This is a genomic window from Pantoea sp. A4 (assembly GCF_000295955.2).
Classification (GTDB): Bacteria; Pseudomonadota; Gammaproteobacteria; order Enterobacterales; family Enterobacteriaceae; genus Pantoea; species Pantoea multigeneris.
Genome location: NZ_ALXE01000036.1, coordinates 16,442 through 32,940 on the forward strand (window position 1 = coordinate 16,442; position 16,499 = coordinate 32,940).

Annotated in this window: 6 protein-coding genes; 5 read left to right on the forward strand and 1 reads right to left on the reverse strand. The window is 44.7% G+C overall.

Annotated features, from left to right (window positions below; translation table 11 throughout):
- Positions 1-73: 73 nt before the first annotated feature.
- The 4 genes from B880_RS0115980 (at position 74) to B880_RS0115995 (ending at position 13,763) form a co-directional block, all read left to right on the forward strand.
- A complete protein-coding gene (locus B880_RS0115980; RefSeq protein ID WP_017348449.1) occupies positions 74-1,522 on the forward strand; it encodes a TolC family outer membrane protein in 1,449 nt (482 codons plus the stop codon).
- Positions 1,519-3,699 (forward strand): type I secretion system permease/ATPase, encoded by a 2,181-nt coding sequence (locus B880_RS0115985; protein ID WP_017348450.1) that lies wholly within the window; start codon positions 1,519-1,521, stop codon positions 3,697-3,699. Before B880_RS0115980 ends, B880_RS0115985 begins: the two co-directional genes overlap by 4 nt.
- Positions 3,696-4,916, forward strand: a complete 1,221-nt coding sequence (locus B880_RS0115990) for an HlyD family type I secretion periplasmic adaptor subunit (protein WP_017348451.1) — start codon at positions 3,696-3,698, stop codon at positions 4,914-4,916. Before B880_RS0115985 ends, B880_RS0115990 begins: the two co-directional genes overlap by 4 nt.
- A 291-nt stretch (positions 4,917-5,207) precedes the next feature.
- Positions 5,208-13,763, forward strand: coding sequence for a hypothetical protein (locus B880_RS0115995; protein WP_017348452.1), 8,556 nt, complete (start codon positions 5,208-5,210; stop codon positions 13,761-13,763).
- A gap of 218 nt (positions 13,764-13,981) precedes the next feature.
- Here B880_RS0115995 and kdsA read toward each other — a convergent pair whose 3' ends face one another.
- Positions 13,982-14,836: a 3-deoxy-8-phosphooctulonate synthase gene (gene kdsA / locus B880_RS0116000; protein WP_017348453.1), complete on the reverse strand. Its 855-nt coding sequence runs from the start codon at positions 14,834-14,836 to the stop codon at positions 13,982-13,984.
- A 681-nt stretch (positions 14,837-15,517) separates the two neighbouring features.
- On the opposite strand from kdsA, the gene B880_RS0116005 reads away from it, so the two are divergent.
- Complete coding sequence (locus B880_RS0116005; protein ID WP_017348454.1) at positions 15,518-16,489, forward strand: KpsF/GutQ family sugar-phosphate isomerase; 972 nt, start codon at positions 15,518-15,520, stop codon at positions 16,487-16,489.
- The last annotated feature ends 10 nt before the right edge of the window (positions 16,490-16,499 follow it).

The following is a 16,499-nucleotide window of genomic DNA, read 5'->3' on the forward strand; positions in this document are numbered from 1 at the left end:
TATACCGACGCAAGGATGCAAGCACAAGGGCACAAGGAAGTGCCCATTTCTCTTACATATTGGTGGACTATCGATGGATTTGATGCAATCAAGCGCAATATATCGCCGTTCCTTCAAACTCAGCCTGCTGTGTGCTGGCATGGTTTTTTCCAGTTTTCCCCTGGTGGCTGCCGAGCCACCGTTCTCCTCGATTACCCAAATCGCGCCCGATAATCTGGCGCAGCAACAAGATCTCCCCTCGCTAACCGGTGAAATTTCTGCCCCTGCACTGGCCCGTGTCCCGGATACGCTAACCATAGGTCAGGCGATTTCCCGCGCGGTACAGTGGCACCCGGATATCGCAGAAGCAGTAGGAAAATTACAGGAACAAGGCTCACAGGTGGATGTGGCGAAGTCGAAATACTATCCGCAGGTGAGTGCCGGTATGAACAACGGCTACACCAACAGCTACACCGAAAAAGGCTACAGCCCGTCGTTTGTACTGTCGGTGTCTCAGATGCTGTATGACTTCGGAAAAGTCAGCAGTTCGGTGCGTTCCGCCGAGGCGGGCGTTGCCCAGGAGCAAGCGGAAGTGCTGGTCAGCATTGATACCGTGGCCCATGACACCGCCGCTGCGTTGATCGAAGTACAGGGCTATCAACAACTGGTTAAAATCGCCCAGCAGCAGCTCACCGCATTACAAAAAATTGGCGACCTTGCGCGGCAGCGTAACGACGAAGGCGCGGCGTCACTTTCGGATGCCACGCAAACCGATGCCCGTATTGAAGGTGCGCGCACCATTCTTACTCAGTACCAGGCCAATCTTGATCGCTGGCGCGCCACCCTTGCCACTTACCTTGGCTGGCCGCTGGTGAAAAAAGTCAGTGATGACTTCCCGCAAAAACTCATGAACTCCTGCCAGAACCTGCGTAACGATGACCGGCTGATTCCGGCGGTACTGGCTGCGTGGGCGCAGGCGCGTCAGGCGCAGGCAAAGCTGGATAACGCCAATGCGCAGATGATGCCAACCATCTCGCTGGAGCCGGAAGTCACCCGCTACCTGAACAACCACTACTCCAGCAGCGAAGTGCTGGATAAGACCCAGTATTCGGCGTTTGTTAAAGTCCAGATGCCGCTCTACCAGGGCGGCGGGCTGACCGCCGGGCGCGATGCTGCCGCCCATGCGGTGGGGGCGGCCAATGCTGCGGTGGATTCAGCACGACTGAAAGCCCGCCAGCAGTTGAACGAATCCCAGGATCAGGCGCAGAGCCTGGCCCTTAGCCTCTCGATCATGGCGCGTCAGCAGCAGTTGGGAGAGAAAACCCAGCAGCTCTATCAGGATCAGTACCTGCAACTTGGCACCCGTCCGCTGTTGGACGTGCTCAACGCCGAGCAGGAAGTGTTCCAGACGCGCTTTACCCTGCAACAAACCATTAGCCAGCTGCGCTCACTGCAACTCGACTGCCTCTACAGTACCGGGCATATGCGGTCGGCGTTCGGCCTGAATAATCAGCGAATTCAGTCGGTGGAGATCCAGCCATGACACAGATGCAGATCCCAGACAGTCCAGCCGGAAAACCCGACGAGGCGGAAAAGATACCGCTGCACGGTTGGGCCACGGCCATCATCCTGATCGCCAATCACTATCGCCTGCCGTGTTCACCCGGCATGATTCTCGCGGCCAGCGAATGGCAGGGCAAACAGACGCGTGACAAGGCGCTGCGTCATCTGGCGCGGCAAGCGGGGCTGTCGTTGCAGTTGTTTAAAGAAAATCAGTTTGAGGTTTCGAGCTGGCGCTTGCCGTTGGCGGTGGAAATGGCCGACGGTCAGGTGGGCGTCATCACCAGCTTTGATGGCGAAGATGAAGTTCGGGTCCATTTTGCCGGTGAAGAACAACCCACGCCGCTGGCCCTCGGCACGCTGTTGCCAGAGATTCGCCATGCGGCGGCTTTCCGCCCGCTGGCTTCGGGGAAAGACAGCCGTATCGATCGCTACCTTGAAGCGGCTAAACCTGACTGGCTGCGCCGCCTGGTGTTCCAGGAGATGCGGCCTTACAGCCACGTCATGCTGGCTTCTTTCCTGATTAACCTGATGGCGCTCGGCGGCATTATCTTCTCGATGCAGGTGTACGATCGGGTGATTCCGGCCCAATCCTATCCCACATTGTATGTACTGTATGGCGGCGTGATTATTACGGTGGTTTTCACCTATGTGTTACGCGTCGCGCGCGATCACGTCACGGACCTGCTGGGCAAGCGGGCGGATATGCGCGTCTCGGATCGGGTCTTTGGTCATGCGTTGCGGCTGCGTAACAGCGCCATTCCACGCTCCACCGGGACGTTTATCTCCCAGTTGCGTGAACTGGAATCGATCCGTGAAATGGTGACGTCCACCACCGTCACCGCGATTGTGGATATGCCGTTCTTCCTCTTATTCCTGCTGGTGATGGCGATCATCGCACCGCAGCTGGCGTGGATCGCGCCGGTGGCCGTATTGCTGATGATTCTGCCGGGGCTGTTTGTGCAGAAGAAGCTGGCGATCCTGGCGCACAAAAATCTCAAAGAAGCCACGCTGCGCAACGCGGTGCTGGTGGAGAGCGTGCAGGGGCTGGAGGACATCAAACTGATGCAGGCAGAAGACCGCTTCCTGCAACAGTGGAACAGCTACATTCGCATTACGGCGCAGTCGGGCGTGGAGATGCGCAAAGTGATGCACTCGCTGATCACCTGGGGGGTGACGATTCAGGGGCTGGTGTACGCCAGCGTGATTGTGGTGGGTGCGCCAATGGTAATTGATGGCGATATCACCACCGGTTCTATTGTGGCGGCTTCGCTGCTCTCCTCACGCATGATTGCGCCAATGGCCACGCTGTGCGGCGTGCTGGCGCGTTGGCAGCAGGTCAAAGCGGCGAAGACCAGCCTGGATTCCCTGATGTCTCTGCCGGTGGAAAACAGCCGGGAAGAGACGCGCATTCACTGCCCGGTGCTGTTTGGTAACTATCAGTTTACTGACGCCATGTTCCGCTATTACAACGACTCGCTGACCATCGCGCTGCGTATTAATCGTCTCACCATTAAGCAGGGCGAACGCATTGCCCTGCTGGGCCGCAACGGGGCGGGTAAATCCACCATGTTGCAGGCGCTGGCGGGCGGTGTGGAGCTGGTAGGGGGCGAAGTGAGGTTAGATAACCTCAGCCTGCCGCAAATCGATATGGCAGACGTGCGGCGCAACGTTGGGCTGATGACGCAGAATGCGCGCCTGTTCCACAGCACGCTACGTGAAAACCTGATTATGGGCGCGCCTCACGCCAGCGATGATGCGATCTTTGCCGCGCTGACTGTCAGTGGCGGGGCTGATTTTATCCGCCGCTTGCCCCTCGGGCTGGACCATCCGGTGATGGAAGGCGGGGTAGGGTTGTCTGGCGGCCAGCGTCAATCTGTGTTGCTGGCGCGTATGCTTCTGCGCGATCCCAACATTGTGCTGCTGGATGAGCCAACGGCTTCACTGGATGACCACACCGAGAAGGAGTTTATCGAACGGCTGGGCAACTGGCTCAACGGGCGCACCCTGATTGTGGCTACGCACCGTGCGGCAATCCTCACGCTGGTAGACCGTATTCTGGTGCTAAAAGAGGGGCAGTTGGTAATGGACAGCCCGAAAGATAATGCCCTGCCGCCTACGCGTCCTGCGCTCAATCGCCCGGAGGCCAGTGAAGAATGAAACAACTCGCGAAATTACAGTTAGTGGGTGCCGCACCTGGCGACAGTGCGGATGACCTTGATGCGGATTTACGTTCTGAAGCGCACTATTCTGGCTCGGTGCGGCTGATTCTGCTCAGTCTGTTACTGATGCTGGTGGCGGGGGTGTGGGCATGGTTTGGCGTGCTGGATGAAGTTTCTACCGGTACTGGCAAAGTGATCCCCAGTTCGCGTGACCAGGTGCTGGGTTCGCTGGAGGGCGGGATTGTCGCTGAGCTTTACGTGCATGAAGGGGATAAAGTGGATGCCGGGCAGATCGTGGCCAAACTTGATCCTACACGCTTTGCTTCCAGCGTTGGTGAAAGCGCTGCGCGCTATCGTGCTTCTCTGGCGGCGGCGGCACGCCTGAATGCCGAAGTGAACGATCAGCCGCTGAAATTCCCGGCGGAACTTCAGGCCTATCCGGATCTTATCGCCTCAGAAACCCGGCTGTATAAAACCCGGCGTGCGCAGCTCAATGACACCACCGGACAAATTCAGCAGTCTCTGGCGCTGGCAAATCAGGAGCTGGGTATTACGCAGCGGTTAGCGAAAACCGGCGCGGCCAGTAGCGTAGAGGTTCTGCGTTTACAACGGGATAAATCGGACCTGGAGCTGAAACTGACCGACACGCGTTCACAATATTATGTGCAGGCGCGTGAAGACCTGGCAAAAGCCACTGCCGAAGCCGACAGCCTGGCGGAAACCATTAAAGGACGCGAAGACAGCGTAACGCGTCTGACCATTCGTGCACCGGTGCGCGGCATTGTGAAAAACATCAAAGTCACCACCCGTGGCGGCGTTGTGCCACCCAACGGTGAGCTAATGACCATTGTGCCGATGGATGACCGCCTGCTGATTGAAGCGCGCGTGTCACCGCGTGACGTGGCCTTTATTCACCCCGGTCAGGAAGCGACGGTAAAAATCTCTGCCTATGACTACGCCATTTACGGCGGCATGCCGGGCAAAGTGGAAGGGATTTCGCCGGATACTATTCAGGATGAAGTAAAACCGGAAGTGTATTATTACCGCGTCTATATCCGCACTGACCACGACTACGTGCAGAATAAAGCAGGCACGCGCTTCTCTATTAGTCCCGGCATGGTGGCAACGGTGGATATTAAAACCGGTGAGAAGACGATTATGGATTATTTAATTAAACCGTTTAATAAAGCCAAAGAGGCGCTGCGCGAGCGCTAATACGGGGTGGGTTGGCTATCTGCCTGGAGGGCAGGGCAGGGCAGGTAGCCAGCCGCCATGGACGAATTTTTTGGTGGGTTTGTTCTTAAAATTGACATAAATCACATTTAAAAAAACCATAAAAATCAACGGTGTTATTTCATCCATTTGATTTTAATAGATAAAATAAGTGACACTCGTTTTTTGATTTTTGGTAGTAGCACTCCTATCCTCAAGCTAGCACATCTTCTTTTGAATCCAATCTAATCGTAAATTCACATCTAGCTTAAGCTTTTGCGCGAGGGTCTTTTTATGGGTTTTGATAACGAACAACTATCAAAAAATGAAGATGTAAATGAAGAGGCTAATGAAAGTGTAAAAGTATCGGGTAATACTAAAAACAGTAGTGACAGTCGTAAGGTAAATTTTAATCTTTTAGGATTAACGGGCGATTCTTCTAAGCAGATGGGGATTGCCGATATTAAGGCGGCAGGAACTTCTGGCCTGGGATGGTTACAGCAGTCTGACGGTGTTATGGGGCTGGTGATTAACTATGGTATGAATGTGGTCTGGAATGTAGCAGTTTCATGGATAGAACTCCAAATAGATGAATGGCGAGAAAAGCTGGACAGTTGGTCCCTGGAAAAATTAAACAGTTATTTTATCGCGCAAGGACAGGAACCGATTGCGGCAGTCAACAAGCTGACAACATCGCCGACCAACAGCAGTGCGGCTCTTACCCGCGAAGCAGAGGGTGCTGGCGTTAAACATAGCACTGAAAAAAACGTCAACGCAGTGGACTGGCCTCGTATTCAATCACTGATTAAAGAGATTTCCACTCCAGGTTCTCTGGTAAAAAGAATTGAAGCCTCCATACAGTTTATCGACCTGATTAAAAAGCTAGAATCAGATTTACACGCGAGCTTTTACGGTATGTTAATTCCAGAGGGATATAAAGATAAATCTGCTAACCATAAGATGTGGATAAATGAGTTTAAAGTTTATTTACAAACAGCGCTGCGTCTCGTCAAGGCATATGAGAAGTCGCAGACGGCGACAAGCTGGGAAAAAATGCTGGCTCTGGGGATAGATGATGTCGTTGCGAGCCTGCACCTGTTAAAAAGTAGCTTGTCAGGTAACTGGATAAAGGCCAATGCGACACGGGCGATGAAATACGTCAAAGGGAATCAGGGAGAGAATAATTCTCTCGTGGGCCAGATCCCGCAACAATGGGACTGGGATGAGATTATTTATCTTACTGAATATGGTGGGGCATTAATTAAATATTATAACGATATCCAGGAACTGCCCGCAGAGAAGAACCCCTTAGATTTTGTTTCAAAAGCACTCAGCCATAATACTCACTCCTTACCGGAACCACTGGCAGGATGGCTGCAAGCAATCGGTACTGCTTTTGATTCGTTTAGGATGAAACTAGGGCTTTTTGACCATCTTGGCACTGAGGTTCAAAAGGAATATAAAATATTCGTTAACACTGTTGAGGAAATGCAGGTGGAACCTTCTCCCTGGATAAAAATAACTTACCTTTATACTATCATTGCAAATCATTATAAGTTTTTTAATCAGTATTTAGCACCGCTTACCTCTGAGTTAACTGGATTAAATTTATCCAATAATTATTCCTGGGATCTCACAAAAGAAACATTTGCCTTGATGGAGGTGCAGGACTCACTGAACCAGTTTGACGGAATATGGGATTTCCTCCTGAATGAAGATCGTCATCGTGCATTAAAAAACAAAACCAAAAACACTGTGTTTACAAAAGAACTGGTGGGGAATTTTTCTGACCTGCGGCATAAAATGCCCGAGCAGGTACTTGGGGCGGGTGGGATTGAGATTTTAGAGAGTTACCTTCGTTATCGCAATACAGGAAATGGGCAGACAGCTGTAAATCTCACTTATGTCATTATTAAGCAACTGATGCTTACGGTTTATAGAACTGATCGGACGTTTATAATCGACATAGCCAGGTATATCAGAAATGCTGCGTCAGAATACTTTGATCCGGATAACTACACCGAGTGGAAGGAAGGAGATGGGGGGATTAAAGATGAACAGGCTATAGCTGCATTTGATTACTTATTCTATGGAGAGGGGGGTGAGATAAAACAATTCATCTCATCCGAAGTTTTATTTAAAGTGAGTGAGTCGATCATTGGGAGTAATAAATATACCGAATCGCTGCGTGCGTTTAGAAATGTCTATCAAATAATTACTATAATGCATGAAAAAGATAAAGATATAAGAACAAGGAAAATAGAGGATTTACAGGCGCTGGTAAATAGCGAGAAAGATGGCTGGAGTAGACATATTGTTGGGTTGGCCAGCTGGTTCAATTTCGTCAATGACCTGATTGAGGAAAACCCACAAACCTGGGATGTCATCAAGAACGATATCTGGGGATCATGGACGTCGTGGGGGCATTTTGATCGGGATCTGCTGGTGTCAAAAACCATCACACGTTTGCTGGTAAACCAGAAAATCAAACAAATCATTACTGATTCATTACGCCAGTCGGGCAAAAAGCTGTCACTGAAAAATACTGAAACCGTCGCCACACTGTTAATGAATTACTGGACGCATGAAAACGTCATGAACCTTGTTCAGCCACATATTCATGTTAATCAGTATGGCCTTAAAGAGGCCGCCACCGGGTTAGCGAATCTGGGCGGTTATGTCGCCAAAGGCGCGGCCAATACGGTGATTGGTGGGGTCAATTTGGCTGTAGGGGTGACCCGAGGGGCGGTCTTCCAGGCGAAAAAACTCGCTATTGCAGTGACGCGAGAACTCATCCGTAACCATACCAGTGTGTTGGCCGTGCTGGGCGTTGGGGCGGCAGCGTATCTTGCTAGTTCAGTTCCGCAAGCTGAGGCATCAAATACGGGCTATGCCGCTGTCGACCAGGCGACAGAGGACTTTGATACGCTAACGCACCTGCTACAGGACGCGGCTACGTATCTTGTCACAACAGGTTCAGGGTTTGCAGCTGGCTATGTAGGAATGCAGAGTTTCTCCAGTGCTGATAAACAAGATAATGAAAAGCTCAATAAGATGACGTTTGAGCAGCTTGAAAGGGAGAGAACCCAATATGACAATAAGAGTCTGATGGCCAATGTCATCGGTAGTCTGGCGTTGCTTATTCCCGTTGGAGATATGGCCTATAAAGGCTGGAAGATCTATAAGAAAGGTAAATCAGCAGTAAACCCAAATAACGTCTCACTTGAAGGCATTGCAGTAACTGCACCGAAAAATAATGACGCTGACAGTCAAAAAAATAACGGGGATATATTGGATGACGTTACTGTTGAAGCAGTAAAAGACCCACTGCTGGGTAATGGTGCTAATACAGCCAGTCAACCTAGCACTACATTTCTTGATGACATAGGCACAGATACGGAAAATCCGTATAACAAGCCATTATCCGAGGGAATCCGCGCTCCTAAAAAGGGCAGAGATATCCGATTTATAAAAAGAGAGCGTTGGCGTTTGCTTGCAGGTTTCGCTTCTGGATTGATTGGCGGAGCCGCATTTTCTTCTGCTGTAAAAATAAAAGAAAAGCAGGAGGTAATAAAAAGAATACTAAAATCAAGAGGCCTGTACTTTACTCTGGATGAGATTGACATATTGTTGGAATACTTGAATTCCCCGTGGGGAATTACTGATGGAAGCGAGATAGATGAACTGATTGAAACGGAATTTGATAATGAACTTAATGGAGGTGAATATATTCCCGCTTTAGACTCACCAGCGAAAGGGAACTATGATGATAATCAAATGGATATTACATCAGTAAAAGACAATCATTCCAGGAATAAAAGAAATATCCCCCCCAAAATATACGATTATTTACGTATGTTAGGAAATCTTTCCTCAGAGGAGACGGTGTCTAATTTTGGCAGTAACCCTTATGACACGGAAACATCGTCACTTTTTGTACCCTATCATATTCTGCATTGGTTTAGAGGTTATGAGAGATTATTGTTCATGAATCAGCCTCACAGGGCACAAGCATGGAAGTATATCGAAAATAATTATGATGGCAATGTGGGTCGTTATTTGGATTCGCATTCAGGCAGTAACTTTTTAAAAAGCTATGTAGGGGATATTAAAAGAATTGACCAGCTAAAAGATACATTGGAATCACTGAAAATGATGGATCATCATTATGTTCCAGATGCTGTTGAAAGAAAAATTGAAAATATTACACTAAATGATGTAATTAGCAAAATTTATGCTAAAGGCAATAATAAAGGTTTTATTGAAAGAATGTCATGTTATCATGTCACCGCTATTTCATTCTATCCAAAGTCATTATTTGATCGTATAGAAAAGAGTGGGTTTACGGAAAAAATGACTTATAGTTACATCTGGTTAAATAGGATGTCAGATGAAAGTAAATCTGCATTTGACAAAGCGGTGCAAGATAATGACCAGGCAGAGCAAAAAAAAATTCTGCTAGCAGAGCGAGAGAAGATTAATTACATTGAGAATAAAGAAGAAACACTCTCTGCTCTTGAGTTCATCCTGGGCCGCGTTAGAAAAGTTTTACTGGATTTAAAATCAGAATCATCAATCAATGACTCTTTTAATTCTAACAAAACATCGCAGTTGTTTAATGAAATTTATCCTTACTTTATAGAGGTTCTAAACGAATATACACTTGTTTCACGAGCCTCAAATATGACATTGGTTTCAATGATGAAGTCTTTCGAAAAGAAAGAGTCAGAGTCTTTTCTGAAAAGTGGGATTGGTGATTTTTTTTCAAACAATACAGAAGATACATTAAAAAATTACAGTTTTCTTCTTTGGGATCAAATAAAAATCTTTGGTAATGGGTTAAAAAAAGATATAAATGAAATTATAAAACGTAAGTTGGATGAGTCTACTACTCCCGTCTATTTGAAGGATAATATTCAGACAGAGGTTTCAGATAAAATTGCAGATATAGAGAAAAAATACTCTGATAATTTGATATTCCCGAAAAATATTTCTAGAAATTTTTTTGAATTAATAAAGTTGACGATATCTAATCATGGCTCAGCTAATCCAATTAAGATTGTTCCTGTGTCTAACATACATGCTCTAGGCGAGGCATTAATATCACGAGATAACCTGGTGGCTTTGCGGGATAAAATATTCAGAAGGATTACCTTTTGCGAAGATATTTTTGTTTCGAGAGAATATGCGGTTGTGAGAAGCAGTGGTGAGTATGATCGAGTAATGGATTTTTTGTCTAATGATATGAAGCTTTCAAAAAGTAAGTTAAGTTCCCAACTTGAAAAACATGACGTTATTTATGATGGAGTTAATGAAAAAATCACTGAAGCAGCAGCGGTGGTTTTGAAAAGAGGGGTTGCATTTGGATGGGAAAATGCGTTAAAAAGTACTATAAATACAATGTTAGATAACATACAGACAAGAGATAATATACCTGAAAATAAAAGGATAAATGCTGATACACTTGTAATGGTTAACTATAATCCAGAACCGGGGTTGGCATCAACAATTGGGAGGATTATAGCTGCACCAAATAAAGCTATACGTGATTATGATAAAACACTTCGTAATTTAAAAAACCCAGAAAATATTTTTGAAGAAAGCGTTTTAAAAGTTATTTCTTACTATCGACAAAGAAATACCCCCTTAACGCCGAAAAATAAAGGGAACTGGGCTCTACCCTATACATCTATTATTTACGAGCATGAGGAGTTAATTAAGGAAGTGTCAGAGTCTGAAGACTTTGAAACATTGCTGACAGATATTATTGATATCCTTGAAGGCGACGATGAAATAAGAAGGGTCTCCGATGATTATTTAAAAACATCTTTTGAACAACTTTTTAGCTATGCAGGTGGTAATGAAAATCAAGGTGTGAAATTTATTGATAATACGGATAATGACGGTTCGGGCGCATTAACACCAGAGGAGAAAGATGCTTTGATAGGATCTCGTGGTGTTGAAAAATATTTACAAGGCTCGCGTGGTAGTACTCATATTTATCAGGTTTCTGCTCTATATTTAAATAAGACACTTCGCGAAAACAATAAAACTGGCGACGTAATACCACGGGAATGGGGACCGATGCCAGAATACAGACATGATTTTTATAGTGTCCCTTTAGCAAACGTTTTTTTTATTCCTGTTGACAGTAGATATGATACTTCCTCAAAGTATGGATTACTCTACAATAGTGTGACAAAAACTCTTGCAAGATTGCCATTATATTGGAGGCATACTAACTGGTTCTCGTCAGGAGGTGATCTCTTTTATTCTAAAGCTTTACAAGACTTTTTGGTTAGTGCGATATCCATAAAGAATAAAAAAGAAAATTGGTTTGATAATAAGAACTCCAGATCTCCAGTAGGTTTAACGGAAAAAGCACATATTGGAATTAATATGATTTACGCACCAGGTGCTGATAACAGAGCGACTACTGATGTCCCTTTAGAACCGCTCCCGGCATTTGAATTTTCAGTTATCGATTATGAGAGTCAATTAAAAACAATTTCACATTCACAATCTTTTACTAAAATGAGGGAAGATGTTGATGCTAGTGTTATAAGTGTGGATGAGGAATTTCGTAATTACATGAAAAACTACCTTGATACTTTTATCACTTTGTTTACTCTCGCCACTTTACCCATCGCGCCTTCATTTGGTTTAACGTGGAGTTATAGTTTATTTTTAGCTTTTGATTTCCTTATCAATACTATATCTGTTTCTTTAGCATTTCAATTGTCTGAAAATAAAGATGAAGAATCAGATGCATGGAGTAATTTGATGAGAACTTATATTTTTTGGTTTGCAGGAGGTATGGGGGGTGATGCCGTTTATGAAGTTATCTCCACTGGTTTGAAGTACGCTTACAAAACCATTACAGACACGGTGGGGCGTTCAGCTAAATATAAAGTTGTAAGTGAAATGGCAAATGATCACTTATCGATTTTAAAAAATACATTAAATGAAACTATGACTATCACGAAGAGGTTAAACCTTAGAAAACTTTATAACCGTACTGCTAAATTATCTGGAAATGAAGAGCTGTTAATTCTACAAGATTTGAAAAGTTATAAATGGAGTTCGGAGGAAATAAAAACCCTGAATAGTATTGAAAAGAAACATATTGATGAAAGCGCTGAATTTGGATTTTCCCATGAGCAGGGTAGGGAAGATCTAATGAATAACACACTTATGTTTCTTCAATCTAAATTGGAAAAAAACATGCTCCCCATCGATTTGCCACTTAAATCTGCTCAGGAGTATATTACAATTTTAAATTCCAGATTAAACTTCTTCAATAATTCAGATGATTTTTTAAGATCTTTCTATGAAAAGTTTGTTTCTTATATAAATGGTGTAAAAACTGTTATTGATTATAAATACTTTAAGGATACATTCGGTTTTGATAGCACGACTACAAATATTATATTTTACAAATTTAAATCAAACATAATTAGACTAAAGGGGTATTCCAATTCATCCAGTGAAATATCTGAATCCGTATATAAAAAGATCGCGATTTTAGAAGTGGCGAAATCATTAAATATTACGTCAAAAGCTGCTACTATTATATCTCAAGCTGCAACTTATCTGGCTACTAGAGGAACGTGGTTTACGCCAACTGAAGGTGTATTGAATTTTTATTCAATATATTTTGGCGAAGAAGAAACTCAGGATGAACCAAATAAAACCTTAGATGGTAATATCCAAGAGGGCAAAGAAGATGAAGCCACAGTAAATAATAATGAAAGTGCTACAGAAGCAACCAATAGTAATGTCTCAAATTCGCTTAAGAATTACCCCAAATATGCTGAAAAGGCAGGGGTTCCTATCCATTATATTTATCCTGATGAGCAGGATGTTCCGCTAATGCTTGTTGCAGACTCTAAATTTGATAATCTATTAAATTTTGATTTTTTAAATTACGATAAAGATAGTAATTCTTTTTCGGCTCGTGTTTTAAGAGAAGCTAATTTTAGTGATAATGAGATCAGCATTAAATATCTAAGGTGGGCATCTGTTAAAAGTAGAGAGTCAGATGAAATAATTAATTTTAGCAATTCCATTCGTGTCATTTTTAGTACTGAAAGCGATATTATCTATGATGATATTTTCCCTTTTTATGGTTCGTCTTCTGGGGATTTTAGAAACTATTTAATATTCAAAATTGCATCTAGAATTAATGACGCCTCTGATGACTTCAAATTAGGAGAGTTAGAAGATGGGAAAGTTGTCGCAAAATCAAATGGCAATAAAAAACGATTTTATTTTTCTAAGAATATGCCTCCTGTCTCAATTGATATCTTGTTTATCAAGAATGCTGAAATGCCTGCTGTAAATATAAAACAAATACAGCAACAGCTTACAGATGAAGATTTCATCCAAAAAGCCGATGGTCCTACCTATCTGGATATGCGTAACCTGAAAGATTTTAATGTTGATAATAAGCTTATTTTTAGGGCCTCCGAGAATGTTACATATTATGGACGTTCTAGCCTGGATTTAATTAACAGTGTTAATTTAATTCAAGATGATTCACTTGTGGCTATCGCAGAAAGTAAGATATATATTCGTATTGATATAGGTAAATTAATAACCTTTAGTAAGGAGATCCAGTTAATAAAACCACGAGTTTGGGATCCAATAGCATATGCGGGGGATATAGCTTTTCAAATAGCCACTTTCATTAATGAAAATAACAGAGATGTTCGTCTTGGTGTCTTGATTAATGGAGTTATCAAGCCACGTCACAGTGCGAGAAACAATGTTTTTTATCAAAGTAAGTATGAATCCAGGAAGGTTAATATAACTATTACCTTTGGCATTGATCGTCTGGAAAGGACTTGATAAAACTTGATTTTAAATTAAAACACTTAATAAACAAGGAGCTGTTTTTATTGCTATATGTTACATAGGATGAGGTTTCCTTTTTATTCCCGGTGTTGATCACCCGAACAGGAAATGCTGATTGTGCCATGTGAATAATACGCAGTAACACCAGAAAACATCTGGCATTACTGCATAAGCGATTACAGCATAGCTAGCTGTAATTTGGTGAAACCAGATTAGTTGCTGGTATCAAGCTCTGGGAAGCTTTTCACCAGATCATCAATGGCTTTCATTTGCTGCAGGAAAGGTTTCAGCTTATCCAGTGGCAGGGCAGAAGGACCATCACATTTCGCTACTGCTGGTTCTGGGTGCGCTTCAATAAACAGACCAGCAATACCTACTGCCATACCGGCGCGCGCCAGTTCTGCAACTTGTGCACGACGGCCACCTGATGCCGCACCAAACGGATCGCGAGTCTGCAGCGCGTGAGTGACGTCGAAAATCACTGGGCTATTCTTACTCACGTTTTTCATTACGTTGAAGCCAAGCATATCAACAACCAGGTTATCGTAGCCGAAGTTGCTGCCACGATCGCACAGGATGATCTGATCATTCCCGCCTTCGATGAATTTATCAACGATGTTACCGACCTGGCCTGGGCTCACAAACTGTGGCTTTTTGATGTTGATGACCGCACCGGTTTTCGCCATGGCTTCAACCAGATCGGTCTGGCGTGCCAGGAATGCAGGTAACTGAATCACATCTACAACGTCTGCTACCGGCTGAGCCTGAGAGGCATCATGCACATCGGTAATGATTTTTACGCCGAAGGTCTCTTTCAGTTCCTGGAAGATGCGCATCCCTTCTTCCAGACCTGGGCCACGGTAAGAGTGGATGGAAGAACGGTTGGCTTTATCAAACGAGGCTTTAAACACGTAAGGAATGTTCAGTTCATTGGTCACCGTGACGTAATGCTCGCAGATGCGCATAGCAAGATCGCGTGACTCCAGAACGTTCATTCCCCCAAAAAGTACAAACGGCAAATCATTTGCCACACGGATATCACCAACGTTGACGATTTTTTGTGTCATAGCTCTTCCTGTTTATCTTTATTGTTGCGATTCATTTCTCGGCCAGCAGTGTAACTATTTTCACAATTTAATGCGTCATTTCTTTAAGCCTGAGTCGGTTTTTAGCGCACTTTAGAGACCATAGGGCGAAATAAAATGATTAGATTTTTTTAACTCATACAGGAGGCACGTACATTGTATTTTTCTGCATGTATTTTATACAATGTTACAAGAGAAACAGATTTTTCTGATTGGTTTGTCAGATTAACCTGTGAATGAATTTATTGCCCATTTTGACCGGATTTAGCGAGATATGGCTTACCCGCTGAATTGCTTGTGAAAAGTGGGTGTCTCGCCCCTAAAGCTCCCACAAGGCGCTTAGAATCTGCGTTTGCGCAACCGAGAAATTTCCCAAACATCTTGTGCCTTTTGTTGCGTTATGTTACATAGATAACCGAATTAATTCCGAAATCTTTTCCTCTGGTTTTGGCTGCATTGCAGAATACGATTAAAACAATAAAAAGAACCATCTGCTTTTAGCTGAAGACGCTTTATCCTTCAGTTGAGGCTACTCTTTTGCCTCAAACACGCTAATTCATGGTGACTCTGAAGGTTAATGTTTAGTTTTTTTAATGTGTGTTGGGGCGAAGCGGGTAACTTTGCTCTGACGAATAGCAATTACAACCATACAAGGGATTGGTTATGTCACAGCTTAGTTCCCCCGAAGAATTAAATAGCGACCTCATTGATTCTGTTCGCCAGACGTTAATGGTTCAGGGTGCGGGTTTACAGCATCTTGCTGAGCAACTGGATGCTGAACAGTACACCGCTGCATTAAAATTGATTTCTACCTGCAAGGGACATGTGATTGTTTCTGGCATGGGGAAATCCGGCCACGTGGGACGCAAAATGTCCGCGACGTTGGCTTCTACCGGTACACCCAGCTTTTTCATTCACCCTGCGGAGGCCTTCCACGGCGACCTCGGGATGATCACGCCTTATGACCTGCTGATTTTGATTTCTGCCAGCGGGGAAACCGACGAAGTTCTTAAACTGGTGCCTTCACTACGTGATTTTGGCAATCGGATCATTGCGATTACCAACCATGGTGATTCTACGCTAGCGAAAAACGCGGATGCGGTGCTGGAACTGAACATGACCAGCGAAACCTGCCCGAATAATCTGGCACCGACCACCTCGACCACATTGACCATGGCGATTGGGGATGCTTTAGCCATTGCCATGATCCATCAGCGTCGTTTCTTACCTGATGATTTTGCGCGCTATCATCCTGGTGGTTCATTAGGCCGGCGTCTGCTTACGCGTGTTGCCGATGTTATGCACCAGTCTGTTCCTACGGTCTCCGAAGAGGCAAGCTTCACTGAGGTTATCCACCATATCACCAGCGGCCGCCAGGGCATGGTGATGGTTGAAGACCAGCAAGGCGAGCTGGCTGGCATCATTACTGATGGTGACTTGCGTCGTTTTATGGAAAAGACCACAGACCTGAGTTCAGCCTTTGCTCGCGTTATGATGACGTGCAATCCGCTGGTACTCAAAGAAGAGACCATGATCATTGATGCCGAAGAAATGATGCAAAAACATCGTGTATCTTCGCTATTGGTTGTGAACAAAGAGAATAAAGTGACTGGATTAGTGCGTATTTTTGACTGATTCTGCGCCG

Coding starts and splice junctions, on each gene's coding strand:
- B880_RS0115980 (WP_017348449.1), top strand. CDS start 74: ATGGATTTGATGCAATCAAGCGCAATATATCGCCGTTCCTTCAAACTC.
- B880_RS0115985 (WP_017348450.1), top strand. CDS start 1,519: ATGACACAGATGCAGATCCCAGACAGTCCAGCCGGAAAACCCGACGAG.
- B880_RS0115990 (WP_017348451.1), top strand. CDS start 3,696: ATGAAACAACTCGCGAAATTACAGTTAGTGGGTGCCGCACCTGGCGAC.
- B880_RS0115995 (WP_017348452.1), top strand. CDS start 5,208: ATGGGTTTTGATAACGAACAACTATCAAAAAATGAAGATGTAAATGAA.
- kdsA (WP_017348453.1), bottom strand. CDS start 14,836: ATGACACAAAAAATCGTCAACGTTGGTGATATCCGTGTGGCAAATGAT.
- B880_RS0116005 (WP_017348454.1), top strand. CDS start 15,518: ATGTCACAGCTTAGTTCCCCCGAAGAATTAAATAGCGACCTCATTGAT.